This is a genomic window from Paenibacillus sp. FSL R5-0749, assembly GCF_038595085.1.
GTDB lineage: Bacteria > Bacillota > Bacilli > Paenibacillales > Paenibacillaceae > Paenibacillus.
Map to the genome: position 1 here is coordinate 6,694,323 of NZ_CP152005.1, position 25,222 is coordinate 6,719,544.

General features: G+C 47.3%; 25 protein-coding genes. 5 read left to right on the forward strand and 20 right to left on the reverse strand.

The genetic code is table 11. From position 1 onward, the window contains the following. Window positions 1-44: 44 nt before the first annotated feature. A complete protein-coding gene (locus MKY85_RS29785) occupies window positions 45-1,067 on the forward strand; it encodes an MBL fold metallo-hydrolase (RefSeq protein ID WP_342571503.1) in 1,023 nt (340 codons plus the stop codon). A 144-nt stretch (window positions 1,068-1,211) separates the two neighbouring features. Here the strand turns inward: MKY85_RS29785 and MKY85_RS29790 are convergent, their stop codons facing one another. Together MKY85_RS29790 and MKY85_RS29795 are read right to left on the reverse strand one after the other, a co-directional pair. Next, window positions 1,212-2,183, reverse strand: coding sequence for an aldo/keto reductase (locus MKY85_RS29790; RefSeq protein WP_339258106.1), 972 nt, complete (start codon window positions 2,181-2,183; stop codon window positions 1,212-1,214). A 93-nt stretch (window positions 2,184-2,276) separates the two neighbouring features. Next, window positions 2,277-3,029, reverse strand: coding sequence for an SDR family oxidoreductase (locus MKY85_RS29795; protein ID WP_339258108.1), 753 nt, complete (start codon window positions 3,027-3,029; stop codon window positions 2,277-2,279). 149 nt (window positions 3,030-3,178) lie between these two features. Here MKY85_RS29795 and MKY85_RS29800 point away from each other — a divergent pair, with 149 nt between their 5' ends. Beyond that, the gene (locus MKY85_RS29800) at window positions 3,179-3,628 is read left to right on the forward strand and encodes a MarR family transcriptional regulator (protein WP_301246303.1); all 450 of its coding nucleotides are present in this window, start codon (window positions 3,179-3,181) and stop codon (window positions 3,626-3,628) included. 552 nt (window positions 3,629-4,180) lie between these two features. Continuing rightward, complete coding sequence (locus MKY85_RS29805; RefSeq protein WP_342573511.1) at window positions 4,181-4,435, forward strand: transposase; 255 nt, start codon at window positions 4,181-4,183, stop codon at window positions 4,433-4,435. A 128-nt stretch (window positions 4,436-4,563) separates the two neighbouring features. Here MKY85_RS29805 and MKY85_RS29810 read toward each other — a convergent pair whose 3' ends face one another. Together MKY85_RS29810 and MKY85_RS29815 are read right to left on the reverse strand one after the other, a co-directional pair. Beyond that, window positions 4,564-5,154 carry a YdeI/OmpD-associated family protein gene (locus tag MKY85_RS29810; protein ID WP_340003695.1) on the reverse strand — a complete coding sequence of 197 codons (591 nt, stop codon included), beginning with the start codon at window positions 5,152-5,154 and terminating at the stop codon, window positions 4,564-4,566. Next, entirely contained in the window at window positions 5,130-6,071 is a 942-nt protein-coding gene (locus MKY85_RS29815; RefSeq protein ID WP_342571504.1) for an alpha/beta hydrolase, read from the reverse strand. Before MKY85_RS29815 ends, MKY85_RS29810 begins: the two co-directional genes overlap by 25 nt. 99 nt (window positions 6,072-6,170) lie before the next feature. Between MKY85_RS29815 and MKY85_RS29820 the strand changes: the two genes are divergently transcribed. After that, window positions 6,171-7,082, forward strand: a complete 912-nt coding sequence (locus MKY85_RS29820; RefSeq protein ID WP_342571505.1) for a YafY family protein — start codon at window positions 6,171-6,173, stop codon at window positions 7,080-7,082. Window positions 7,083-7,125: 43 nt separating this feature from the next. Here MKY85_RS29820 and rlmH read toward each other — a convergent pair whose 3' ends face one another. From rlmH to MKY85_RS29860, 8 genes are all read right to left on the reverse strand, one after another. Continuing rightward, a complete protein-coding gene (gene rlmH, locus MKY85_RS29825) occupies window positions 7,126-7,605 on the reverse strand; it encodes a 23S rRNA (pseudouridine(1915)-N(3))-methyltransferase RlmH (RefSeq protein WP_017691463.1) in 480 nt (159 codons plus the stop codon). A gap of 685 nt (window positions 7,606-8,290) precedes the next feature. Continuing rightward, window positions 8,291-8,458, reverse strand: coding sequence for a CxxH/CxxC protein (locus MKY85_RS29830; protein WP_017691462.1), 168 nt, complete (start codon window positions 8,456-8,458; stop codon window positions 8,291-8,293). A 228-nt stretch (window positions 8,459-8,686) separates the two neighbouring features. After that, a complete protein-coding gene (locus MKY85_RS29835) occupies window positions 8,687-9,664 on the reverse strand; it encodes an MBL fold metallo-hydrolase (RefSeq protein WP_342571506.1) in 978 nt (325 codons plus the stop codon). 71 nt (window positions 9,665-9,735) lie between these two features. Beyond that, the gene (locus MKY85_RS29840; protein ID WP_339258110.1) at window positions 9,736-10,131 is read right to left on the reverse strand and encodes a nuclear transport factor 2 family protein; all 396 of its coding nucleotides are present in this window, start codon (window positions 10,129-10,131) and stop codon (window positions 9,736-9,738) included. After that, window positions 10,121-10,927 (reverse strand): MBL fold metallo-hydrolase, encoded by an 807-nt coding sequence (locus MKY85_RS29845; protein ID WP_339258112.1) that lies wholly within the window; start codon window positions 10,925-10,927, stop codon window positions 10,121-10,123. Before MKY85_RS29845 ends, MKY85_RS29840 begins: the two co-directional genes overlap by 11 nt. Window positions 10,928-11,001: 74 nt before the next feature. Further along, window positions 11,002-11,715: a DsbA family oxidoreductase gene (locus MKY85_RS29850; RefSeq protein WP_342571507.1), complete on the reverse strand. Its 714-nt coding sequence runs from the start codon at window positions 11,713-11,715 to the stop codon at window positions 11,002-11,004. A 212-nt stretch (window positions 11,716-11,927) separates the two neighbouring features. Further along, a complete protein-coding gene (locus tag MKY85_RS29855; RefSeq protein ID WP_342571508.1) occupies window positions 11,928-12,452 on the reverse strand; it encodes a hypothetical protein in 525 nt (174 codons plus the stop codon). A 302-nt stretch (window positions 12,453-12,754) separates the two neighbouring features. Beyond that, window positions 12,755-14,032, reverse strand: a complete 1,278-nt coding sequence (locus MKY85_RS29860) for a trypsin-like peptidase domain-containing protein (RefSeq protein WP_342571509.1) — start codon at window positions 14,030-14,032, stop codon at window positions 12,755-12,757. Between the two features lie 727 nt (window positions 14,033-14,759). Here MKY85_RS29860 and MKY85_RS29865 point away from each other — a divergent pair. Beyond that, on the forward strand, window positions 14,760-14,972 hold the full coding sequence (locus MKY85_RS29865; protein ID WP_036611899.1) for a hypothetical protein: 213 nt from the start codon (window positions 14,760-14,762) through the stop codon (window positions 14,970-14,972). Here the strand turns inward: MKY85_RS29865 and MKY85_RS29870 are convergent. The 8 genes from MKY85_RS29870 to MKY85_RS29905 all read right to left on the reverse strand — a co-directional run bounded on the left by MKY85_RS29870 (window position 14,941) and on the right by MKY85_RS29905 (window position 25,105). Next, on the reverse strand, window positions 14,941-15,747 hold the full coding sequence (locus MKY85_RS29870) for an MBL fold metallo-hydrolase (protein ID WP_339258117.1): 807 nt from the start codon (window positions 15,745-15,747) through the stop codon (window positions 14,941-14,943). The genes MKY85_RS29865 and MKY85_RS29870 overlap by 32 nt on opposite strands. A gap of 6 nt (window positions 15,748-15,753) precedes the next feature. Beyond that, window positions 15,754-16,497, reverse strand: coding sequence for a two-component system regulatory protein YycI (yycI, locus tag MKY85_RS29875; RefSeq protein WP_253442245.1), 744 nt, complete (start codon window positions 16,495-16,497; stop codon window positions 15,754-15,756). A gap of 272 nt (window positions 16,498-16,769) precedes the next feature. Then, window positions 16,770-18,050, reverse strand: coding sequence for a two-component system activity regulator YycH (yycH, locus tag MKY85_RS29880; protein WP_339238872.1), 1,281 nt, complete (start codon window positions 18,048-18,050; stop codon window positions 16,770-16,772). Further along, window positions 18,034-19,884, reverse strand: coding sequence for a cell wall metabolism sensor histidine kinase WalK (gene walK / locus MKY85_RS29885; protein ID WP_342571510.1), 1,851 nt, complete (start codon window positions 19,882-19,884; stop codon window positions 18,034-18,036). Before walK ends, yycH begins: the two co-directional genes overlap by 17 nt. Continuing rightward, window positions 19,884-20,606 carry a response regulator YycF gene (gene yycF / locus MKY85_RS29890; protein ID WP_074092884.1) on the reverse strand — a complete coding sequence of 241 codons (723 nt, stop codon included), beginning with the start codon at window positions 20,604-20,606 and terminating at the stop codon, window positions 19,884-19,886. Before yycF ends, walK begins: the two co-directional genes overlap by 1 nt. A 232-nt stretch (window positions 20,607-20,838) precedes the next feature. Further along, window positions 20,839-22,371 carry a peptidoglycan DD-metalloendopeptidase family protein gene (locus MKY85_RS29895; RefSeq protein WP_342571511.1) on the reverse strand — a complete coding sequence of 511 codons (1,533 nt, stop codon included), beginning with the start codon at window positions 22,369-22,371 and terminating at the stop codon, window positions 20,839-20,841. A 480-nt stretch (window positions 22,372-22,851) separates the two neighbouring features. Then, complete coding sequence (locus MKY85_RS29900; protein ID WP_342571512.1) at window positions 22,852-23,595, reverse strand: hypothetical protein; 744 nt, start codon at window positions 23,593-23,595, stop codon at window positions 22,852-22,854. Between the two features lie 223 nt (window positions 23,596-23,818). Beyond that, entirely contained in the window at window positions 23,819-25,105 is a 1,287-nt protein-coding gene (locus tag MKY85_RS29905; protein WP_339238880.1) for an adenylosuccinate synthase, read from the reverse strand. Between the last annotated feature and the right edge of the window lie 117 nt (window positions 25,106-25,222).

The following is a 25,222-nucleotide window of genomic DNA, read 5'->3' on the forward strand; positions in this document are numbered from 1 at the left end:
CAGTATGCCTTATCCCAAAAACATATACGTAAAGGAGAATTTTCATGAAGTATGGACGTATTATCCAAAAACCTCGCGTTAAATTTTTTGAAGTCGCAAAAGGCGTCTTTGCCGGTATTTCGCCGTATCGCGGCATCAGTTGGGCCAATGCCGGGTTCATCAACAAGGGTGAAGGGCTGGTGTATGACACGTTTTTCGATTTGTTCCATGCGCGGGAAATGCGGGAGGCTTTTAAGGAAGTAAGCAACGGCGGCTCTCCCGCATATGTGGTGAACTCGCACTATAACAGCGACCATGCCTGGGGAAACAAAGTGTTTGAAGATGCTTGCATTATTATGCACAAGGAGGCATCCAGAGAGCGTCTCACCGAAAATATCACCTGGATGGACAACGTCATCAGAAGAGGAAAGGATTCTGTGGAATCGACTTCGGGCGAGCGGTTTTTTGCAGCGGAATTTGAAGGATTCAATCTGGAAGGCGTAGAATGGGTACACCCGAATATTGAGATAAAGGACGATATCAGCATCCGTCTAGACGATACGGAAGTCATGATTTACAACGTAGCTCCGGCCCACTCCGACAGTGACTTGCTGCTGTGGATGCCAAAAGAAAAAGTACTGTTCGCCGGCGATGTCGTGTTTAACGGTTGTACGGCGTACAGCGAGGAGGGAACCCTCAATTGGGTTAAAGTGCTTGACCGCATTATTGATGAAATTAAACCCGAAATCGTTATTCCTGGACATGGCGCCATATGCGGCCTAGACTTCGTGAAGGAGCAGAGGGACTACCTTCTGAACCTGATCAGCGAGTTCAACAAGCATTACAATGACGAAATTGATTCCTTGTCCCTGACCAAGCAAATTGATATTTTCCGCTTCCTTCATTGGATTCAGCCAGAACGCTTGTATGTTACAGTGGATATCCTATTGAAAAGCAAACGAGGGTTACCACCCCTTCCAATTTGGAACGAGGTGCCTGCTAAGCTGGAAGACATGAAAGCTTTTTTGACCGAAAAATATGGCAATCAGATCAAGCCATGGGACCCTATGAGCGTTTGGCAAGAATAGCAATTCGAAGCTAGCTAGCGTACGAACAACGAAAAACGGCCCTGTCGCAAACGATGCGAACAGCGGCCGTTTTTTTTCAATTGTTTCCACGAAAAGAATTAGGCTTTGCATGATTAGCAGATGCACACCTTACTTGCGTCAAATTTATACGAATGGATGTGGAATATACAGTTCTTCTAAACGGGTAATTTCTTCAGAAGTCAATTTAACCGACAACGCCAAAACCGCATCTTCCAGATGGCTGATTTTGGTTGAACCCATAATCGGCGCTGTGACTTCTTCCTTTTGTAGCAACCATGCAAGTGCAATTTGTGCACGCGAAACTCCCCGGTTAGCTGCGATTTCTACCACTCTTTCCGCGACTTTGCGATCAGCCTCTTCCGTTTTATTAAACAATGCCTTTGCTACCTGGTCCTTCTCTGATCGTGCGGTCTGCTCATTCCAATCCCGAGTTAACCGGCCTGCAGCCAAAGGCAGGTAAGGAGTGACGCCAACTCCCTCGTCTCTGCAAAGGGGGAGCATTTCTCGTTCTTCTTCCCGATAGAGCAGGTTTAATCTATTCTCCATGGAAACGAACCGCGTCCAGCCGTTGCGCTCTGCGACATGCTGAGCTTTCGCAAACTGCCATGCCAACATGGAGGATGCTCCGATGTATCTGACCTTGCCCGCCTTAACTAAATCGTGAAGAGCCTCCATGGTCTCCTCAATTGGCGTATTAGGATCCCACCGATGAATCTGGTACAAATCGACATAGTCTGTTCCGAGTCGTCTTAGACTGTTATCAATTTCGGTCATGATAGCTTTACGAGAAAGTCCCAAAGCATTCGGACCTTTGCGCATCGGAACAAATACCTTTGTTGCTATGACGACTTCGTCACGATGAGCAAAGTCCTTTAGAGCACGCCCGAGAATTTCTTCGCTTGTTCCGTCGGAATACATGTTGGCGGTACTAAAAAAGTTGATGCCCGATTCAAGTGCCTTCTTAATTATCGGTCTGCTTTGCTCCTCATCCAGAGACCATGGTGTATTGCCGCGTTCAGGTACTCCGAAACTCATGGTTCCAAGACTTAACTTTGAAACCTCTAACCCGCTGCGTCCAAGTTTTACATATTCCATTTGGTTGCACACTCCTTAAGGATATTGGGAAGGCATACACGCCTTCAGGTTGTATACACATAATTCGGTGAGCCCGTGCTACTCGAGACTACGTCACCACGGGAGTTGGCGTCTTTCGTTTGAGAATGTGCCCGTCGGACCGTCCTCGTTGAGGAGTGCAAGGCGCACGGGATGTCGCGCGGCTTGCTCGACGGTGCCCGTGCCCTCAAAGTTGTTGAGATCCGTCGCGGTGAAGCCTGGGCATACTGCATTGACCTTAATGCCTGTCGACTCGAGTTCAATGGCAAAGGCGAGCGTAATTGCATTGAGAGCCGTCTTGGAAGGGCTGTAAACGGCTCCGAACATCTCGCGTTGTGAATTAGTCGGATTCGCGTTCAACGTCAGTGAGCCCGAACCACTTGATACGTTGACGATACGCGCTGTCGGCGCTTCACGAAGGAGCGGCAGCATCGCTTGCGTGACGGCGATGACGCCGAACACGTTCGTCTCGAACACGGCTCGCACCTCTTCTAGAGATGCAACGCTTGGGCGTCCCGACTTCCCAACCTCCTCAAGAGGCCTGCCCGTCGGACCATGGTGCGATATGCCCGCATTATTCACGAGCACATCGAGACGACCGAGTTCACTTCTGATGCGCTCTGCCGCGGCGGAGATAGAATACTGATTTGTAACGTCGAGTTGGAGGGCATGGGCATCCGCTCCAACACTCTTCGCGGCTGTCTCCCCTTTCTCGAAATTGCGGGAGCCGATGAGCACCGTGAAGCCGCGAGCCGTGAGATCTTTGGCAATTTGAAGACCGATTCCTTTATTGGCTCCGGTGACCAAGGCCACGGGTTTATCCTGCATAAGAAACAACTCCTTTAGTGGGGATTTACTGTTCAATACAGGTTAATACATCAACTCGGTACTCGAGAGTTTTCTCATAGGTTGACATGTCAACTTGAGTATAGGCTAACACCTTGTGGTTGACGTGTCAACTATGATATTATACTCGCATGGATATCAACAAAGTAAACGAAGATGAAATGCAAATATGGAATATGTGGAAAGGCTCCTTTAAAAGAATCTTCGGTCGCGTTGTTAAGGAGCTTTCTGAACATACAGGACTATCAGAAGGAGACTTTGGAGTACTAGATCGGTTAATTCAATTCGGAGATGGCAAGCTTCGTCAACAGGAACTAGCCGACTCGATGAACTGGGATAAGAGCAGATTATCCCATCATTTGACGCGGATGGAAAAACGTGGCCTTGTTAAAAGGGGGCCATTAGACGCAGATCGTGGTGTCCAGGTCATCATTACTTCTGCCGGAAAAGCAGCTTTGGATGAGGCCCTGCCCATCGTCTCAATGGCAATACGCAAGTATTTTCTGGATCAATTAACCGATCAAGACATTGAATCGATTACGAAGCTTGCGGAAAGAACAAAAAGCGACCCTAGCCTCTAGTAAAGCCTCGTTAACTTGTTCGTTTCTCTGGGCACTGTTCATGCTGTATATTCAAAAACGACAAGGGACTGAACCGGTCTTTCCCTTTATCTGTACCTCCAAGAAATGCAGCAGCCCGTTTAATTCGGCTTTTCCGCCAGTCGTGGGTAGCTCACCCCCTTTTCGCCCTATTTGTGGTACGGTTCCCCCGCGTTTGATCTTCAACTCTCCTGCCCGTTCGTATTATGAGATCAACCAGTTCTTTCTGGTTGATCCTTTTTTTCATTTGCATAGAGGATTAAAGTAGCCTGGTCGAACGTACCTGCCCGTGGAACTTGATCCCGAGAGTTATAATGTTCACCCCTACTTGTCATGAACATGATTGAGGCTGGCTGGGACGTAAGATCCCGTATAACAAGCGATGCTATGGAGCGACAAGAGATCAACCTTAGGGGATGCCGGTGAATTTACACTTACAAGGGGAGATGAAATGAATCCAATTATCGGTCTAGATATTTCTAAAGAAGAAAGCCATGGACAAGCCTTTCTAGAGCGCGGAAAGCCATTACAGGGATATTCCACTTCGAGCACACTCGAGATGGTTTAGCAAATTTCCTTCAAGCTTTAACAGAAGTTGAATTTGCATCTCAACAACGTCCTTTGCTTATTCTAGAAGCAACCGGTCATGATCAAAGTCCCGTAACTCAGTTCCTAGAGGAACATCATTATATTTATATTGTTATTAATCCGCTCATCTCAAATCGGCTTAGGAAGTCTCAACTTAGCGATTTGATTTGTGCCTCGCATTCAAAACGTTCTGACTTTTGATGAGAATTAAACCCTAATTGATTGAGAAATACAGTAGCTCCTCTCTCCTAAAGATCAGGGAAACAATAGACCCAGATTTATGCAGTACCAAAAATCCTTTTAACAATTCTTTTGTTATTTATATTTCCTCATTCTGTAATATTTTTTTTGCAATGTTGAAATTTTAGCCCCTCTTCAGATGAAGCGATCAATATTCCAAGCCTTCTTAATCGTGTTTCTTCTTTCTTGGCGCTCATTACCCACCAGATAGAATCTCTTTTATAGGATGGTGATAAATTAGTGAAGAATAGCCAGGCTGTTTGATTTGCCTTGATTTGTTCTTCATATTCTTTGGCAAGTTCCACGTTTCTTTGTTCAGAGGAATAGCCTTGTGCATCGGTTCTGTTGTTAAAGACGTGCATTCCTTCTGGTCTCATCTTTCCAAGCTGTATTAGCGCTTTTACCTTCTTTACGTTCACAGCACTCCATACACTATTTACTTTGCGCGGAGTAAAGCGAATCTTATAGCTTTGTTTATCAATGGTTTTTCGTATACCGTCAATCCACCCAAAACAAAGAGCGGCATCTACTGATGCAGACCAAGTAAGGCTTGCACGCCCTGTACTTATCCCAAAATAGCCCACCCAAATTTCACTAGCTTCAGCATGATGTTCTTCTAACCAATCGTTAAACTCTTCTTGGTTGTTGAAAAAAACTACATCTCCCATTGTTCCAGCCATTTTAAAATCGCTTGATTTGTTTCTTCCGGCTTTTCTTCCTGGATCCAATGACCGCAATCCAGATTGACCACTTCCACATTGGGCACGAACTTTGTCAGGTTTTCAGACTTCGTAACCACATCCCGGTCGCCGTAGATCATGAGGGTCGGTTGCTGGATGATTGGGTTCACTTTCGCCAATAAGCGCCAGTTGCGGTCAAGGTTCCTGTACCAATTTATGCTGCCCGTGAACCCTGATGTTTCAAAAGCGGAGACGTAAACGGCCAGCTCGCTTTCGCTCAATATGGGCTCGCCGAGCGGTGTTTCTGCTCTGGCGAGATTGATCAACGCCATACCTGGCTCAGGTGCTCTGAGAGGCTCGTTCTTCCGGTACAGGTTGCGAAGGAACCTGTATGTATTGTCTTCGAATACGGCGTCCGCGACGCCTGGCTGTCGATTGAAGTGGACGAAATAGAAATCGCCGCCAAGTATTTCTTCCATGAACTCGATCCAGGGTTTTTCTCCGCGCTCTTGATAAGGCAAGCTTAGATTTATCACTTTATTGACGCGGTTTGGATGCAACAAGGTCAGTCCCCAAATGACGAATGCACCCCAGTCATGACCGACAAAGGTAGCATCCTCGTATCCATAGTGATCGAGAAGCGCGATGAGATCACCCGACAAGTGTTCAATGTCATAGTCTCTTACTTCGGTTGGACGGGATGAGTTGCCGTAACCCCTCTGGTTGGGGACGATGACATGGTAGCCTGCTGCGGCAAGTGCGTCCATCTGATGGCGCCAAGTATAGGCATGCTCTGGCCAGCCGTGGCAGAGTACAATAGGTTTTCCAGCGTTTTCTCGGCCTGCTTCAAACACTTCGAGTTCCACACTGTTGACTGAAATAAGAGTGGGCTTGGGAAAATCGGTTGGATTAAACATTGAATTAAAACCTCCTTCTTGTGATACATGTAGTATAATGGATAAAAGGTGACACCTTAGTGTCACCTTTATAAAATCATGTAAAAAAAGAGGGCAAGTATGGACAAAGTGGAGAGACTCATTTCGATTATCATGATATTGCTGAGGAAAGAGATTGTTTCTACAACGGAATTCTCACAACTATTCAATGTCTCCAAAAGAACGATCCTTCGCGATATGGAAACATTGAGCTTATCGAACATCCCAATCTACTCTGTCAATGGCGTCAAAGGCGGCTACGGCATAATGGACGAATACAAGGTCGATAAACGCCTTCTAAGCAGCTCCGATTTACAGAATATATTGGCTGCGCTCGGCGGATTGGAACAACTCCTCCTTACTGAAGAAGTGGAAAGAACGATAAAAAAAATAGAGGCAATGGTTAGTCCATTGTCTCTGAATCGTTCCATTCAACTGTCCTTTTATGTTTGGGAAGGTCGGTCCGAAATTCTTGAAACCTTAAAGATATGTCAAGAATCCATTTCTAAAAAAAGGCTGGTTTCGTTTGATTATACAGATAAAGACGGGGTTGTAACGAATAGAATGGTCGAGCCCTATGAGTTGCATTTCAACGAATCGAGTTGGTACTTGAAAGTATTCTGTTTACATCGACAGGGATGTCGAACATTCAAGTTATCGCGGATCGATCATATTACGATGGATGAACGTACGTTTCATCCTAGAGACGATTGGTCAGAGCAAGGTCGCGTTGCAAGTTATCTACCGCAATTCGTCACGATTAAGGCATGGATATCGCCTAGCATAAAAGATCAAATCATCGAAAGGTATGGTCGAAGAAGTATTGAAGACCATAATGGTGGATCTTTATTAGCAACTATTTATGTCCCACAAAATCATATGGGATTTCAATTGTTAGCAAGCTTCGGCACTCATCTAAAAGTTGTAGAGCCCAAGTCCTATGTTGAAGACTTTCGAAATTATTTATATCAAATGATGGAGAACTATTCCTGATAGATTTAGCATTAAAGCTTCAACTTCAACTCAACTTTTCGCCCTATTTATGGTATGGTTCCCCCCGATTTATCTTCACAGCGCGATAAATCTGCTCCACCAGCACCAGCCGCATAAGCTGATGCGGCAGGGTCATGCGCCCGAAGCTCAAGCGCTGCTTCGCGCGGCGCAATACCTCATCGGAGAGACCGTGGCTTCCTCCGATGACAAACACGACATGGCTCGTCCCATACGTACCGAGCTTGTCGATCTCCAATGCCAGCTCCTCGGAACTCCAGAGCTGGCCATCCAATGCGAGCGCGACAACATGCGCTTCGCTCTTCACATGCGCGAGGATGCGTTCGCCCTCGCGCTCTTTTACCGCCCGAACCTCAGCTTCGCTCAGGGTATCGGGCGCCTTTTCGTCTGCGACCTCGATCATCTGAAACTTGATGTACGGAGCGAGCCGCTTGGCATATTCCTGAATGCCCAGCGTCAGATATTTTTCCTTCAATTTGCCTACGCCAATAATCTGAATAAACATAAAATCCATTCCTCCTAAATTATCTTGCTTGCGCAATATTCTATAAGTAAGATGCATCATTGCATCGTTCGTTCCAACGGTATTATACCTATCCTACACATTTCTCCAAATTCTAACGAACTCCACACACCTTAATTAGCCTCATTTTAGCTCCTTTAAAATCTAACGAATCCAAAACACGCTATTTAGCACCAAACGAGCACTCCCCAACACTTTCAAGGCCATTTCATCAATATAACGTGTCTACGATTCGTTAGATTTCAACCAAGCGGTATTTGCCACGAATAAGGTCCGTCAGTTTCTTCAGAGTTACTCCGCCCAACCCAGCCACGCCACCGTCCCTACCGACATCGCTGTCACCCCATTTCTACTATCCCCATACCCAGACTCCCATTTCTATTACCTACACACCTTGCACGTTTGCTACAACCTGACTCTTCCCAACTCGAAACAGAATCTACTCACCATAATCCTTCTCCTACTCTCCCTACTCCACCGTCAGCCCCCACAACCCTCGCCCAACTCCAAGCTGCCTACCAACACCCCCACCAATTCCCGCACAAACACAAAAAGAGCGCTCATCACGCTCTCCTTGGCTTCTTGCTGTGATGTTCATACCGGATGGAAAGTCAGCCTGAAGCGCCACCTTAAGTCACGCCTCCAGCCGTCTAAGTCCTACAGTACGCTAAACGACGAGGAATTCCGCGTGCTGTTCGCACTCAGCGCACTTCGCAGGCGGGTCCCAATCGGCAAATTCCGTCTCCTTCAGATCAACGATATCTGGAGCGTCCTCATACTCATCGACAAACATGTCGATGGCAATGTCCACGTGTTCTTTGCATACAACGTACATCCGTTAAGCATCCTTTCTGTAACCAGCTATGTTCCCGATTCACAACCGCGTATCCCATTACAGGATAGCCACTTCTCAGTTCTATCACACCTGCCGCCGAAAAGAAACCCCTGCATGTCGAATGAACGCAAAAAACATCCCTCCTGCACAGCAGGATAAGGATGTTTTCTCTTCATATACGCGATATTATAAGCTCTTATATATTCTTCCGCAAGCCTATCTTAAGACTTACGGCCAGGAGATATCGCCTTTAATTACTTTTGCGCCTGTCTCCAGATCACCTGTATTCGTAAAGTCAGGGTATGCTTCTTCCATTGCAGCGATCAACGCTGCAGAATCCTTAGCTTTCTCTGCTTCCGCTTCAAACTTGGCGATATAATCGCGGGTAAAGTTCACGCTCGAAATATCACCCGCACTTGTACCTACATAGTGACCCGGAATAACATGCTCTGGGTTCAAGGCCGTAATTTTGTCCAGCAGCTCACGCCAGTTATCGCGGCTCTCAGGGGTTTGGTTATCGGCCATCCAGACATGTTGGTTCTCGTATACAGGAACCCCGCCCAGAACTGTTTTGATGGATGGAACCCACAGAACAGTATGTGATGGATCTGGTCCATCCAATCCAATAATCTGTACAGCCTCACCATCTACAGTGAATTGATCGCCATCAAATGCATCAGGCACAACTTGTGCAGTTGGGGCATTTTCCTTCAAGATCGGGTTCCAGTAATCATTTTTTACTTGAATCGTCGATTTGATTCCTTCAACCGTAGCCGGTGTAGCTACAATTTTCACATCAGGATATGCCTCACGAATCACGGACAGACCGAAATAATAGTCCGGATCTTGATGACTGATAAATACGGTTGTCCATTTTTTGCCTGTAGCTTGGATCAGTTTGACCACTTCTTCGGCATCATTCTTCTGGAACTGCGCATCCACGAGAGCCACTTCAGTTGGGCCTTCAATTAGGTTCGAGGATACTCCAAAGATGCTTTTACTTCCAGGGTTAAATGTTGTAACTTTAAGCTCTGCCGCTTCCGGAGTTTTTGTGTTTTCCGTTGCTGTATTCGTTGTTTCTGCGGCATTCGATGCCGTATTATCTGCTGTTCCGGCATTATTCGTTGCGCTCGCACCACAAGCACTCAAAACTAACATGAGACTCAGGAGCAAAATTGCTCCAGTTGTTGATTTTTTGTTAAACATCGTATAAATCTTCCTCTCTAATGTCTACGATCATATGCATATGTGCTAACAATCGGAATTTAACTGGGTTGTTATTTGGATTCAATTGCGCTTTGCACCAGGTAACTATCTACATACTGTTTGAACTTGATAATTTTTTGATCTTGAAGCTTCCAGATATGCACGAAGTCTGCTTCAAAATATTTTCCTGTTTTTCGATACGTTCCAGAATACACGCCCACTGCAATAATCGTATCGCCATCTTCATAGAACTCGCTGACTTCTGCCTTATAGCCATCCCATTCCGTGCCCAAACGGTAGAACACATTCTGAGAAATATCATCATATCCGATGTATGTTCCCGCATAAGGAAAACCTGCTGCTTCTGTCCACTCCGCTTGTTCCGCTAAATAGGTCTGATACTTCACACCGTTTTCCTTCGAATCACCTTGGTATGTGCTTTGAATGATCTCCAGATTACTCGGCATGGTTCACCCCGACAGCCTTAGCGGCAAGAATTAATCCAATCTCAAGCGTATCCAGTCCGGGGAACCGTGATTTCATATTGGCTATAATTTGATCTGTTGTTGGTGATACACTCAATACTTCATCATAAGCAATCAGGTAACGCCGTGTATTGGCGATCGCCCCCGGTGTATTCTCTGTATGGTAAGCCTGATGCCCTGCAATAACGATCTCAGGTTGCAATGCTTCCAACTCATCCAGTGTACGATGCCATGCCTGACGGGATTCAGCATTCGTTTCCAACGTCCACACAAACGTTTCGTTATATACAATGTCGCCAGTAATGAGAGCTTTAATGGATGGAATCCATACGTAACTGTTATTGGGTGTGTCTCCCTGCAGACGACCTTTGATTCTCAGTTCATGACCTTCCAGTTCAATGACATCCTGATTCAATGCTTCTGGAATTACCGGTTCGTCTGGGACGTTATTGCCAACCGTTGGTTTCCATTGATCGATTTTTTTGGCAAACGTATTTTTGATATCCTCAACCGTCTCTGGAAGAGCAACTACTTTGGCTTGCGGATAAGTCGACTTAATGACTTCAAGACCGAAATAATGATCTGGGTGGAAATGCGTGATATAGATGTGAGTTAGATTTTTACCCAGCTCCAGCAGTCTTGCAGTCAGGCGATGGGCATCACTAAGCAGGAATTGAGCATCGACCAGAACCGCATCATTCTCTCCGTAGATGATTGCTGAGTTAACGTTAAAGGCTTGAACAGAACCTGTGAAAGCTTCAATCGATAATTTAGACATGTGTATCGTCCCCTTTTAATAATGAATTTATGATCCAGCTAAAGTATTGGTCTCGCGCAAAATGCAAATTATACTTACTTCACGCTGCATGTACCATCCACGCATTGATCAGCTGATCCAGAACCCGTCTGGTTGTCATTCAAAATAGTCAATGGACGAGATTCCTTCCATGCTGCATCCAGTATTTCGAGAAATTTCTTGCTGGACTGTGCTCCCGAAAGAGCATATTTACGGTCAATGACGAAGAATGGAACACCTGTTGCGCCCACTCGTTGCGCTTCCGCTTCATCAGCACGAACTTCGCTGGCATAGTCATCCCCCTTAAGGATTTGGCGGACCTCAGCTTCTTCCAAGCCAGCATCTACCGCCATCTCAATCAGTGTTTGATGATCACCCAAGCGCCGACCTTCTGTAAAATAACCCTGGAATAAATCTTGTAATATTATTTCTTTTCCTTGCTCTGAAGCATATTTTGCTAAGCGATGGGCATCGAACGTATTCGTCAGCTGAATGGAGTCAAACTGAAAATCAATTCCAGCCGCTCTTCCTTCTGATCCAATATTATCGTTCATGGCAATCGCCTGTTCGCGGCTCATTCCATACTTGCCAACCAACATGTCATGCACATCATGATCTGCACTTTGCGGAGCATGAGGGTCAAGTTCAAAACTTTTAAAAACAAGCTCTACGTCGTCTTTATTGGAAAATTGCTCTAAGGCCGTTTCGAATATTTGTTTTCCAATAAAACAAAAAGGACATGCAAAGTCTGACCAAACCTCTACTTTCATATAAAAAAACTCCTTTTTTAATCCTTGTTGTAACTATAATGATTACAACTCGTTTATGTAACTATTATAGTTACAACTAATTTCCTTTGTCAAGCATCACGTTTAAAATGAATACAAAAAAACGAGCCCGCTAAGGCTCGCTTGATGTATTTAGGTACTTTATGTCCCTTATCATTTTGTTTTGTCTATAATCTGCTCGTCAGCTCTGATGGTTACTTCAATCCCGATTGCGCCTTCGTCAACAGCTTGCCACTTTGAAAGGCAATAACTGCATTGGCACCATTGCCAGCAGTACCTTTATAGTTGTAGACCACCATATTCTCCGCTTCACTCAGCGCTTCACCTTCGCCACCAAGGATCTCGATAACCTCTTCCACAGACATGCCAACCTCAAGCTTCTCATACTGGGCAAACGTAATCAGCACCCCGTCCCCTTTCCCGGCCGATCCGTTGTTTCCGGTTGCAGCAGGCGTTTGACCACTAGCCCCACCTACCGCAATCACATTTGTATTCAGCTCATTCAACTTGGTTTCAAGTGCTGCGATCTTTTGCTCCTGCTCAACGCTCTTGGCTCCCTGTTCCACCAATTTCTTCTCAAGCCCAGCAATTTTCTCTTGCAGAGCACTTATATCCACCGATGCTCCTGTCGTAGCAACCTCAGATCCACAGGCAGACAACATCAACAAGGACAGCATCAAGCTTGTTCCCCCAAGTATCTTTTTCTTCAATCGTTCCATTAGAAATACCCCTTCCATTTTGAAATAAAAAAATGTGATCGACAAACAGATGTTATTTGCATCAGCGACCGTTCGAACATATAGACAACAGTTTACCACAGCCCAAGTCTGATGTATCTGCTACTTTGGCTCCGGGTCTAACTGATCATGGGAACACATAAATGGTTGATCTACTCATTTGCTGTCGAATGCATACGTCCAATCCATAACAACTAAAAAAGAGTGGTCAGTTGATCTGATCACTCTTCTAGCCTTACCTTAATTTAAGCCACGTAACGGTATACACCACGGCTGAACTTCCTTTACTCCGGTTTATCTGTCAGCTTCACCGATACTTTCTCCGCTTTGCCATCCCGGTAGAAGGTCACTTCAATCGTATCCCCAATCTTCTTCTGATCGTACAGATACTTCCGCAGATCCAGCGTGGAGGTAATTTTTTGCCCGTCAAATTCCGTAATGACATCATTCAGCTTCATACCTGCTTCAGATGCGGGACCCGATGCCTCCAGTACAACCACACCGCTATCCACGTGAGATGGCAGCTTCAGGTCCTTGCGCTGCTCGTCATCCAGTGGTGCATAAGGGTTGCTCAGATCGACCGTATACACGCCCAGGTATGGACGAGATACTTTGCCGTTCAATAGCAGGGAATCTACCGTTTTCATCACTTCGTTCATCGGAATCGCGAAGCCGAGACCTTCCACACCCGTATCCGAGATTTTCATCGTGTTGATGCCGACCACTTTACCGTTCAGATCGACGAGTGCACCGCCACTATTACCCTCATTAATTGCCGCATCCGTCTGGATCACGTTTTGCTCCCAGTCGTATACCCCATCCTGATTAATCGACACAGGCAGAATACGATCCGTATAACTGACAATACCAGATGTCAGCGTACCGCCCAGACCGAGCGGATTCCCGATCGCCAGCACCGTTTGACCGCGCTGAAGTTTACTGGAATCACCGATTTCCGCTACTGCACCCAACCCTTTATCTTCTGCGGATAATACAGCAATGTCGCTCACACGGTCCTTACCGACCAGCTTCGCTTTATGTGTCTCCCCGTCCACAGTCACGATCTCCAGGTCACTCGCACCTTCCACGACGTGGTGGTTGGTCATAATGTAGGCCTTGCCATCTTCCTTCTTGAAAATGACCCCTGATCCCAACGCAGAATCTTCCATCGACAGGCTACTGCCCGTTTTATGATTCACGATGCTCACAACAGAAGGGCGTACCTTCGCCGCTGCCTGGATAATCCGGTCGTATGGATCAGCTGCCTGCGCTGTCTGTGCACCGCCTCCACCACCATTACCTGTAGCATTCGCCAGCGGTAACGATGAGGGCTGTGTGATGAAGCTAAACAGCATGACGGTCACGATGGAGCTGATCACCGAACTAATCACAGCTACTTTCACTGTGGAGCTGAATCCCGTACGCGATCTGCGCGGATTACTCCAGCGGTCACGTCCACGTGCTCTGCCTCCAGGGCGAATGATCTGAAGTTTGCCTTTCTGTTCAGGTTCGGCGCGTCTTGATACTTTGGTTGAATAAAAATCGTCTCCAAACAATCCCATCGTGATCCTCTCCCCTTCGTTGTCACGCATCAAGACCCTGACTGCCGCCTAAGTTGTCGCATGAATCAACGATGATGGTGTCCTTACGTTCCCCCACTCCAGCCACAGCCGAGCTTTCGATCGCTGTTACTCACAAATTTTTTTATTCCATTTTCCTCGGTAAAATTTGTTCATAAAGGCGAACGCTACGCTTCTCCAGCCTCGTTCTGTGTCTTCCGTTACGTGCGTACCGTAAATAACCTCTCGTTTTCCCATGCTTTTTTGCATTTTATAAAATGGTCTTGCATATCGCCGCATCCCGGCATCAAATCAAGATACAGCGTCTATGTACAACAGAACGGACACGCCATTCTGTCAGTGACTCTATCAATCATGCTCTCGCATTCTATGACATGCCATTTCACACGCAAAACAGCCAAAATCACAATGCTCCTCATATACTAAACACGCCAAATCCAAAAAAGTTGCATATTAACGAAAATTACCGCACATTTCTGCTATAACGCGCTTAACAGTAAAGGTCCATAGTATCTATCACCACAAAATCCGGTTCGCTAAGCGCCGTTTTGGCCATTTTGAAGAACTTTTTTACCCCTGCATGGTCACAGGTTCAGCATACACGCCTTATCACTGAAATGTTAGCGGCAAAAAGAGGAATGTTTTCCATCAAGCCTGACTACAATAATAGTAAAAGACAATTCGAAGCTTCATAGAGGAGGAAGTATACATGGATCGCACGCGTACACTCACAGCCATGGACGAAGTTCATATGGCGGCCAAGCTGGCCGATCTCAAGGAAGAACACTATCGCAATACCCTTGCACTGAGTACCATCATCGAACTACTTATTGATAAAGGCATCCTAACCCGCGAGGAAGTCGAGCGCAAAGCCGCCGAACTGGACAGCTTTATGGCTCACCCACCCTATCCCATGGCGTAGGCCGGTCGTAATACGTATCACAGAGTTTGAACTCATGATCCCGATAAAAGCATCCACGGCTCTCCATCGCGTCACGCACCGACATTTTCGCCAAGTCCATCATATTATGATCACGGCTAAGATGTGCCAGATACGTGCGCTTGATGCGTCCGTTCATCAGTTCACTAAGCGCTGCCCCTGCTGCTTCGTTCGACAAATGCCCAATGTCGCTCAAAATCCGGCGCTTGGTGTTCCACGGATAACGCCCCATACGCAGCAATTCGACATCATGATTCGCCTCCAGCACCAGCACGTCGGAATCGGAGATCGCATCGCGAACCTTGTCGCTCATGTACCCGAGATCTGTTGCAACAGACAGCTTCTCACTGCCGTCATCGAACGTATACCCTACTGGCTCAGCCGCATCATGCGAGATCCCGAAGGATTCAACACGCAGTGACCCAAAATCATGCTTTTCACCCGTCTCAAAAATCCTCCGGTTTTCCTCTGGAATCGCCCCAACCGACTTTTCCAGCGCCGCCCACGTATTCAGATTCGCGTAGATTGGTAAATTATATTTCCGAGACATCGCGCCTAGTCCTTTAATGTGATCGGAATGTTCATGTGTAACCAGAATCCCGTCCAGTTCTGCCCCAGAAATCTCCCTTTCCTGAAACAGTGCATCCAATCGCTTCGCACTAAGACCCGCATCAATCATGAGAGAGGTCCCCCCATGCTGTATGACCGTGGCATTACCTGTCGAACCGCTGGATAACACGGTAAAATATATCCCCATAACGCATTACTCCCCTGGTTTGTCTGTCTTGGGACTAAATACATCCCCACTGATGCCCTGCACGTACAACACTTCGCCACTTTCCAGCACGAACCGCCATGCCGGCATCGCTACCTGTATATCTGAATTGAACAACTGGCCGTAATAGCCCAGCTGAATATCTTTGACAATCGCATCATTTGGCAAAAAGTTCTCGATCAGCGTTCCCAGCGCCTTCGACGCCGGAAGTACCTGCTGATCGCTCTCCTCTGCGGTTGTAATTCGCACCGGAGTCTGACGATAACCCTTTATTTTCTGGTCGCTGTAGAACAACTCCAGACTCACATTGAAGAGCGGCCATTTGCCATCCACCAGTGGGTGAAGCACAAAAGCCCCATCCTCGGCCATCAGCTGATCCAGCCGGTATGTCCCGATCTGTGGAATCTCACGCTGTAATGCATCTTCCAGCTCACTCTGTGAGAAAATCAACTTGCTATCTACCGGCTGTTCCAGCTCCATATCAACACCAGCCTTGTCCTCTTCAATGAACTCATAGGACAACTTCGGCAACTTCGGCGTTTCATTCGGAATCGGAGCCAGCACCTGAATGCCCTTCTCTTCCATCGCCTGCTGTGTATTGTCTGCCAGTGAGGTGAAGTCCAGATTGGCTCCGGCCGTCTCCCGCGCATCCATCCAGATCTGGTAACCCAGCACCAGATTGAGCAGCAGAAAGGCATAGATCAACACATTTTTCGCCCGTCCCCAATCCATAACATCCCCCCCTAAACTAGCTGCTTGCAATACTTTCTCAAGTTGCCTACACCCTCCACCGGAACTGGCCGTTTATAGCCTTTGAACTTAAAGCTATACGATAACGGAGAGGGCAGAAATAACCTGAAGAAGCGGAGCGTTCGCCTTTACCACCAGATTTCTCCCGTGTTAAAAGGGAATTCAAGAAATCTGGGGGTAACAGCGATCGAAAGGTTATTCTGCACGCGTAGTGATAAAGTACAGCTACTCTTTGGTTTAAAGACTATAACCCATCAAGATACGGTAGTCTCCTCCCCGTTTCCAAAGCGAATAACCCATACCGGAATCAGCCTTAGTCCATCCTCAGTTGTAGAAGGACGATACGCTGGATATACATCCACAACCTGGCGATTCTCACCTGCGACCTTTTTAATCAGAGCCTTCAGCTTGTCTCCGCCAGGCAATTTGACCGATTTCTTGGTCTCTGCACCTTCGTTCAGGTACTCCAGCGATCGTTCATAACTGGATACCGTCTCCTGCTGCATCTCCATGCTAATCGTGCCGAAGCGGAACTGCATGGAATCCATAATCGGATAACTGCCGTAATACTGCTGGAATTCAAGCCGTGTTTTGCTGTCCGTGGTCCCCAGCATCATGCGCGAACGGCCTTTCCAGCCCCCATGCTGATTCACAAAATCAACCGCAGACAACGCATCCTTCGCAGGATCAATCTGTCCTGCTGGCGGTGCCGCCGGATCGGTGTAACTGATCCAGCGCTGTTCCTGTTTTACCTGCAGACTACGTTTACTGTCCGTGTAAATCTCAGACCCGTCTTTTTCCCGGATGTTCCGAGTCATGCTTGGGTCGAAGAACAGACTGCGCTGCATCTGCTCAACCGTGAACTGACCTGTCGGCACATCCGCCTCAATTGTCTCCAGAGGTTCCGCCGGGATATAATAACCGCCATCCATTAAGGTATATGGCGTCCAGTTCGTACCGAAGTCAACATGCTGCTGCACGTCTTGTACTGTCAGGTCCGCCTGCGTTGCTTCATATACCACGTCTCCCTTGGCGCTGAAGAACAGCGCATGGGCCTTCGTTTCATTTTTAGCCGTATAGATCGAGATTCGGTTAATGGTCTCCCCCTGGAATAAGGAATCCGTCCCGAGCCTCATTACCCGCTGTAACAATGCTACGGGAATCCCTTCTTTGAACGATAGTTCAAACCCAGGGTTCTCCTTGCGAATCTGATCCCAGTTCACCGATTGCACGCTGCGGCGCTGAAAATCATCGAACGTCCGCCCCTGTAACCTTGAATAGATCAACTGATAGAACGTATTGCCAGGGTAAAACACCGTATGTTTATCCTCGCCCAGATGAATAATCATCTGATCAGGGAAGATCAATTCTTCAATATTGCGTTCCTGACCCATATTTTCCGTCTTCACATAGTTCGTCTCTGACGTCACAATGGAATCGCCGCCTCCGGGCAGACGGTAGATTAGAAAATAACTCTGAACCAGACTGGCTACAACAAGGGCAGCAAGCACCAATGATTTAATCCGTTCCTTCACGGTGCTCACCCCCTTCCTCACGCATCGGCAGTGTGAACGTTACTGTCGTGCCTACGTCCACTTCAGACTCCAGAGAGATGCTGCCATCATGCGCCTTCACAATTTCCCGGGCAATGGACAGTCCTAATCCTGTACCTCCCATACTGCGAGAACGAGCCTTGTCCACCCGGTAAAACCGCTCAAAAATGCGATCCAGATCGCGCTGTGGAATACCCATTCCGGTATCTGATACCGAGATGGCAAGGGCGTGTCCATCACTGCGTCTAGCAGCAATCGTAATGGTGCCGCCTTCCAATGTATATTTCAGCGCATTGGATACGACATTATCCAGCACCTGATCAATCTGGTCTCGATCCAGTGGAACAGCCGGAATATCATTCTCCACAGACAGCACTGGCTGAATATCCTTCTGATGCATCTGGAATGAGAAGCGATCGGTCACTTCCTCCAGCATTTCCAGAATGTCGGTTGGTTGTTTCCTCAGCAAAGCCTCTTTGGAATCCAGCCGCGACAGGTGCAGCAGATCCGTAACCAGCCTGATCATTCGCTCCGTCTCGTTCTGAATAACACCAACAAAACGACCGGCAAGCTGCGGGTCTTCCAGTGCACCATCATCCAACGCTTCCGCGTAACTCTTGATCGTAGTCAGTGGTGTACGCAGTTCATGGGATACATTCGCCACGAATTCACGCCGGGATGCCTCAAGCTCTTCCTGTTCGGTAACATCCTGAAGTACGGCAATGGTTCCCGTGATCCCCCGTTCACGCCGATGAACCGGTGTGAACGTCATCCGAATGACCACAGGCTCTTCTTGTCCTGCGGGTGCAATTTGCAGCAGCGTAGAACCTGTGAACCCACTCGCGAGAGCTTCCGCATCCTCCGGATCAATGCCGAGTAATATGGCAAAATGTCTTCCTTCAATATCCGCAGGATGCATACCCAGTATGCTGCTGGCACGACGATTTACGAGAATGACTTTCCCGTACTCATCCGTAGCTACCACACCATCACTCATATTGGTCAGAATGGAGGTCAACTTCTCCTTCTCCTCTTCATTCTGAGAGAGTGCATCCCGAAGCCTGCTGGTCATATAGTTAAAAGCCCGACTGAGCTGACCAATCTCATCCGTGCCGAATACCGGTGTCTGCTGATCAAAGTTACCTTCTGCGACCGCTGTCGCCCTCCGAGTCACTTCCTTAATCGGCTGCGTAATCGTATGGGACAGGATCACGCCAAGTACCGCGGTTAACACCAAGGCAATCAGGATACCGGAGATGAAGATTTTGTTGATTCCCTCCATCGTGGAATACAGCTCGTTCATGGATGCTGCGATGTAGACCGCACCAATGATTTTGCCGCCGGACAGCACAGGCTTGGCGACGACTTTTTTGCGAACATTATCCTCGTCCACGATATATTCCTCATTATCCCGAATGCCTTGCAGCGCACGGCTGACGACGGTCTGGGTGTTTTTTCGCCCCACATAGTCTGAATGTGAACTTAGCGAGGTCGTCAATACTTTTCCGCTAGCATCCAGCACTTGAATCTCGGCACCGTTAATGTTGAACAGGTTGTTCACCAGCACACGTAGATTTTCCGTTTTGTCCTCGCCAGCCTCTGCTTCTCCACCCGCCATCGTCTCCCCCACGAGAACCGACAGCATCTCCGCACGGGCCTGCAAGTCTTCCGTAAAGTTGCTCGTTAGCGAATTCTTCATCGCGCTCACAAAATAAACGCCGATCAATTGCATCGCAATCAAAATCAGCAGTACATAGATAATAATCAATTTCGCCTGAATCGTTCGAAAGAACGAGAATCGCGCGAATCGGCCCATTATATCCCCACGCTTTTGGCACTGCGCACGAGATAACCAAGCCCGCGGCGTGTCAGAATGGTTTCCGGTTTGCTCGGATTCTCCTCAATCTTCTCACGCAGACGACGGATCGTGACATCCACAGTACGTACATCGCCGAAATATTCATATCCCCATACCGCTTGCAGCAGATGTTCCCGAGTCATAACCTTGCCGGAGTGCTTCGCCATATAATAGAGAAGTTCGTACTCACGGTGGGTCAGATCGAGCGGTTCCCCGCCTTTGTAAGCCGTATACATGTCCATATCAAATGCCAGATCAAATAGCCGCATGACCTGCTTTTCCTCATCTTCCGGCGCTTCTGCCGTAATCGCAAGCTTTTGCCGTCTGCGCATCTGTGCCTTCACCCTTGCAAGCAACTCACGCGTACTGAACGGCTTCGTCACGTAATCATCCGCACCCAATTCCAACCCGAGTACCTTGTCGATCTCGCCATCCTTGGCGGTAAGCATAATGATCGGCATCTCCAGATGAGCGCGCACCTCACGACATACATCCATACCGTCCTTGCCCGGCAGCATCAGATCCAGCAGCATCAGATCCGGTTTTTCGGATAACGCCAGTTCAACCGCACGAATGCCATCAAATGCACAGATGACCTCGTACCCCTCTTTTTCCAAATTAAACTTCAGAATGTCTGCGATGGGCTGTTCATCGTCCACCACCAAAATCTTCCCCTGCATCGGCTGAATTCACCCCTATATCCTGCTTAATCCGCATTAGCGTCTATATCTATCTTCTATGTTCAGCTTGTACCAAAGCCTCGTTGATTGTTGTATATACTCTATAGTTTAACATACCTGAAGCACCGTCACATCCCGATCAGAGGCTTGAAAGGTCTTTCATTTGAAAATTTTTTACAGCAGCAAAAAACAAGGCCAGCATCATTGCCAACCTTGCTCTCCTTAAGCTCTATTAGTTCAGATACGTTAAAGGATTTTCTACCGTTCCATTCTTAATAATCTCAAAATGCAGATGTGTTCCGGTCGAACGACCCGTGTTGCCCATAACACCAATACTCTCGCCTTTTTCAACCACTTGTCCAACCTTAACGCCAATGCTGTTCAGATGTCCATACAGTGTTTCGTATCCGTTACGGTGGTTAATAATGATGACATTACCATAACCGCTTTTCTGTCCAGCAAAAGTAATTACACCCTCGTCAGACGCTTTCACATCGCGGTTACCTACCAGATCGACACCTTTGTGCTGGCGCCCCCACCGTTGTCCGAAGCTGCTGCTCATCGTTGCATTGGATACCGGCCAAGCAAATTCACCTGTGCCCTCGCCAACGACTTTGGTTCCGCTAAGGACCACTTCAGTTACAGCTGCTTTAATCACTTCCTGACCAAGCCACTCTTCCTGAACAACTTCACCATTTTCTTTGGTTATACGGTACTGCATGCTTTTCAATCCGCTTTGTCCTGGACGCACGACTTTTGTGGTACCTGCTTTCAACTCAGCACTTTTGCGTACTTCCACTTGCGGTTTAATCTCAATCTGCTCAACAACCTGCTCCACCGATTTAACGGTTATCGCCGGTTTCGGAACGGTCAGGGTCAGTTCGTCTCCAATTTGAAGCGACGTTTCCTTGATGCCCGGATTATGCTGGCGAATCTCACTTTGTGTAATTTCATACTTGGCAGCGATCGACGAGATTGTATCTCCTTCATGAACCACATAAGTTACAGGCGCGTCTTTACCGACGGTTAATGCTTTAACCGCCTCGGACACATCCCATATTTTGTTTGGGTCAGCCTTCACCACATCCGTCGCTACATCTTCCTTGATGCCTACCGACTTCACGGTTGTACTTGGTCCCTCGTTTTTCTTCGAGGAATTAGCCGATACCGACTTCGTCTTCAGCGAACTTCGCACAGTCGATGCCGATATGTATTTGCTCTGCACCTGTTCCAGGATTGCATCCGCTGTAGCCTGATCTTTCACAATACCAATGACTTCACCGTCTACCTTGAGCTCCACGCCTTTGGCGTAGGCTGTTAGCATGTCACCCAGTTTGTCCAGCGTCTCGTCACTGTTCACTTCAGGTTTGTATGCTCTTACCGTTTCGGTTGTGATACCATCCGTGTTCAGCACCATCTCTGCATCCGGATATTTATGTTGATATTCCTCGGTTTTGTCTGTAAATAGTTGTTGTAATTGTGCTTCATCTGCAATGGTACCAATCTCGCTACCTTTAACCATTACTTTATAATACGGCACGGTATTTGCAGTAACATATTGTTTGCCTGCGAACCCGAGCGATGCTGCGATGAATACACCACAAGCTGCTGTAATGATCCATTTGCGCGAGGCCAGAACGCGCTTCTTATTCACACTGAAGGTGGACATGCTCATGTTGTTTTTGTCTTCGGCCGTCCGGTGTTCCCCGGATTGTTCGTGTACCCGGTCTTTGCCCGGTTGGCGTATGCCTCTGAAACCTTTCATGATTCTCTCCTTTTCAGCACTTCTCAGTTCGCATTTCTGTCAAGACATCACCCATCGTGTCTGTCCCATGCTCGTTGATACTTGTATTGGGTGTCCGCAAAATCAGGACTTTAGCTGCGCTCATAAAAGTGTCAAAATTTTAACCTTTTATCACACCCGTATACTTTAACACAGGTTTTACACTTATTTCAACTCTACACATCACACCGCAAAGCCACGCCACGCTTGGTTTTCCTGAATTATCCATAAGTTCTTATGACCGATCCATCACCCATTATGCCTCAACATCCGCTGTACTATGTACTTTTACTCACAATTTAAGACTAGGTTCTAAGACCCAGTAAAATATGCTTTATTTTTCATAAAAATACAAATAAAATCCCTCACCAGATCAACTCTGATAAGGGATAAGGTAAACGGAATCATAAACCTTTCGATCATCTCCAATGGCCCATGAACACGCCTGTTTTAACTTCCAATTTATTCTGTTTGCAGGACTTCCATCAGGTTGTCGTACTCTTCGCTGGTCAGGTACTTCGAGATCACCTGTTCAATCTCACGTAATTCCTGTTCGGTTAGGCCACCTTCCATGGCGCCTGAGATCTGCTGCATTTCTTTCTGTGGTAGCTTATTCATGAGCAAGCTGAAGATTTTTTCTTTCTCCTCTGCGGGCAGCTTGTCCTTCGCTCCTGTGATGTCATCCGGTGATACAACAATCGCATCATTTCCTGAGGAAGCACCACCGCTAGCCGCTCCGGTTCCGTTCCCCGAAGCTGAACCGCTTCCCTGGGCTGTTCCTGATTCACTACCTGTGCCTGTGCCTGAGTTTGAGCCTACGGTCGTATCTGTACCTGAACCTTCACCTGCGCCCTCGCCTGAGCCATTCCCTTGAGACGCCTCGCTGCTTGTATCTACGCCAGATTGACCGCTCTCCGTACCATTTCCCATAACTGAAACAGCATCTTCCGGAACCCGCTCTTCGTCCGCTCCGGTCGGCTGATCTGTCGTCCCATTTCCCGATTTATTCCCCTCACTGGTTTTACCACCCAAGGCACCCTGGAACATGGCGGTTAAGCCCATGGGTTGACCTTCCCACTGAATATTGAAACTTGCGAGTAGCGACTTCGCATATGACTGTACAATTAATCCGGTCGTAAGCAGGGTCAGTGAACTGACCAGCAACACGGTTAGCACGATTTTGACAAACCAGACAAGCAACTTCATTCCGTTCTCTCCCTCCGATTATCCCACCCGTTCTAGCATGCGCATGTCGGGATCTGTGACTCTACTGTTAACCAGTATTGACGGAAATCTCGGGATTATATCCGATAAACATACAAAAAACCTCCAGTCATCGCTATCAAAGCAACAACTGGAGGCTTTACTGCCGGAGTCGGCATAGTAATCTATTTGATTAATTCAATAAATAATCTCTCTATTTCTTCGATTACTCGTAGATTGGAAGAACTTGATTCGTTTGCTCACGGTTACGACCAACGGAGAAGATCGCAATTGGAATGCCCGTCAGTTCGGAAACACGTTTTACATAATTCTGTGTGTTCACTGGCAGGTCTTCAAGTTTCTTCGCTCCAGTGATATCTTCGCTCCAGCCTGGCATCTCTTCGTATACCGCTTCACATTCAGCCAGCATTTTGAGGCTTGCCGGATAGTGTGTGATAACCTCGCCGCGGAATTTGTATCCTGTGCAGATTTTTACGGTTTCCAGACCCGTCATTACGTCCAGAGAGTTCAGGGACAGACCTGTAATACCACTAACACGACGCGCATGGCGAACAACAACACTATCGAACCAACCCACACGACGTGGACGTCCAGTTACCGTACCATACTCATGTCCCGTCTCACGGATTTGGTCGCCGATCGCATCATGCAATTCCGTAGGGAATGGGCCATCTCCTACACGAGTTGTGTAGGCTTTGGCTACGCCAATAACTTGCTGAATACGAGCTGGGCCTACGCCAGACCCGATACATACGCCACCTGCGGACGGATTGGATGATGTAACAAATGGATAAGTTCCTTGGTCAAGGTCCAACATCACGCCTTGTGCGCCTTCGAACAATACTTTTTTGTTCTCATCAATATATTCGTTCAGAACAACGGATGTATCACGTACATAAGGACGCAGAATTTCTGCGTATTCGAGGTAATCTCGCAGAATCTCTTCCACATCAACAGGCTGACCGCCATAGACTTGCTCAATGACGCGGTTTTTTTCTTTGACCAGGTGACGCAGTTTCAGTTCGAAATCTTCAGCATCCAGCAGGTCAACCATTCGAATACCGATACGAGCTGATTTGTCCATGTAACATGGGCCAATTCCTTTGCCAGTCGTACCAATTTTGTTCGGGCCTTTGCTCTCTTCTTCCAGTGCATCCAGTACCATGTGATATGGCAGGATGATATGTGCACGCTCACTGATGGACAGGTTCTTCGTTGTAAAATCATTGTCATGAATATAATTAATTTCTTCGATGAGTGCCTTCGGGTTGATAACCATTCCGTTACCAATAACACACGCTTTATCCGTGTAGAAAATCCCTGATGGAATCATCGTCAGTTTATATTTTTTGTTATCAATCAGAATTGTATGACCCGCGTTGTTACCACCTTGATAACGAGCCACCACATCAGCGCTCTCCGCCAAATAATCCGTGATTTTACCTTTTCCTTCGTCTCCCCATTGCGTTCCCACTACAACTACCGTTGACATAGTTAACATTCCTCCGTGGGTGCCTTGCGCACCTTTGTATTGGTCTGTCCGTCCTCTATCCCGGCAGGCATGTTACGCAATAAACCGACTGAGAAGCGTGCTAACGGACAGTAAAAA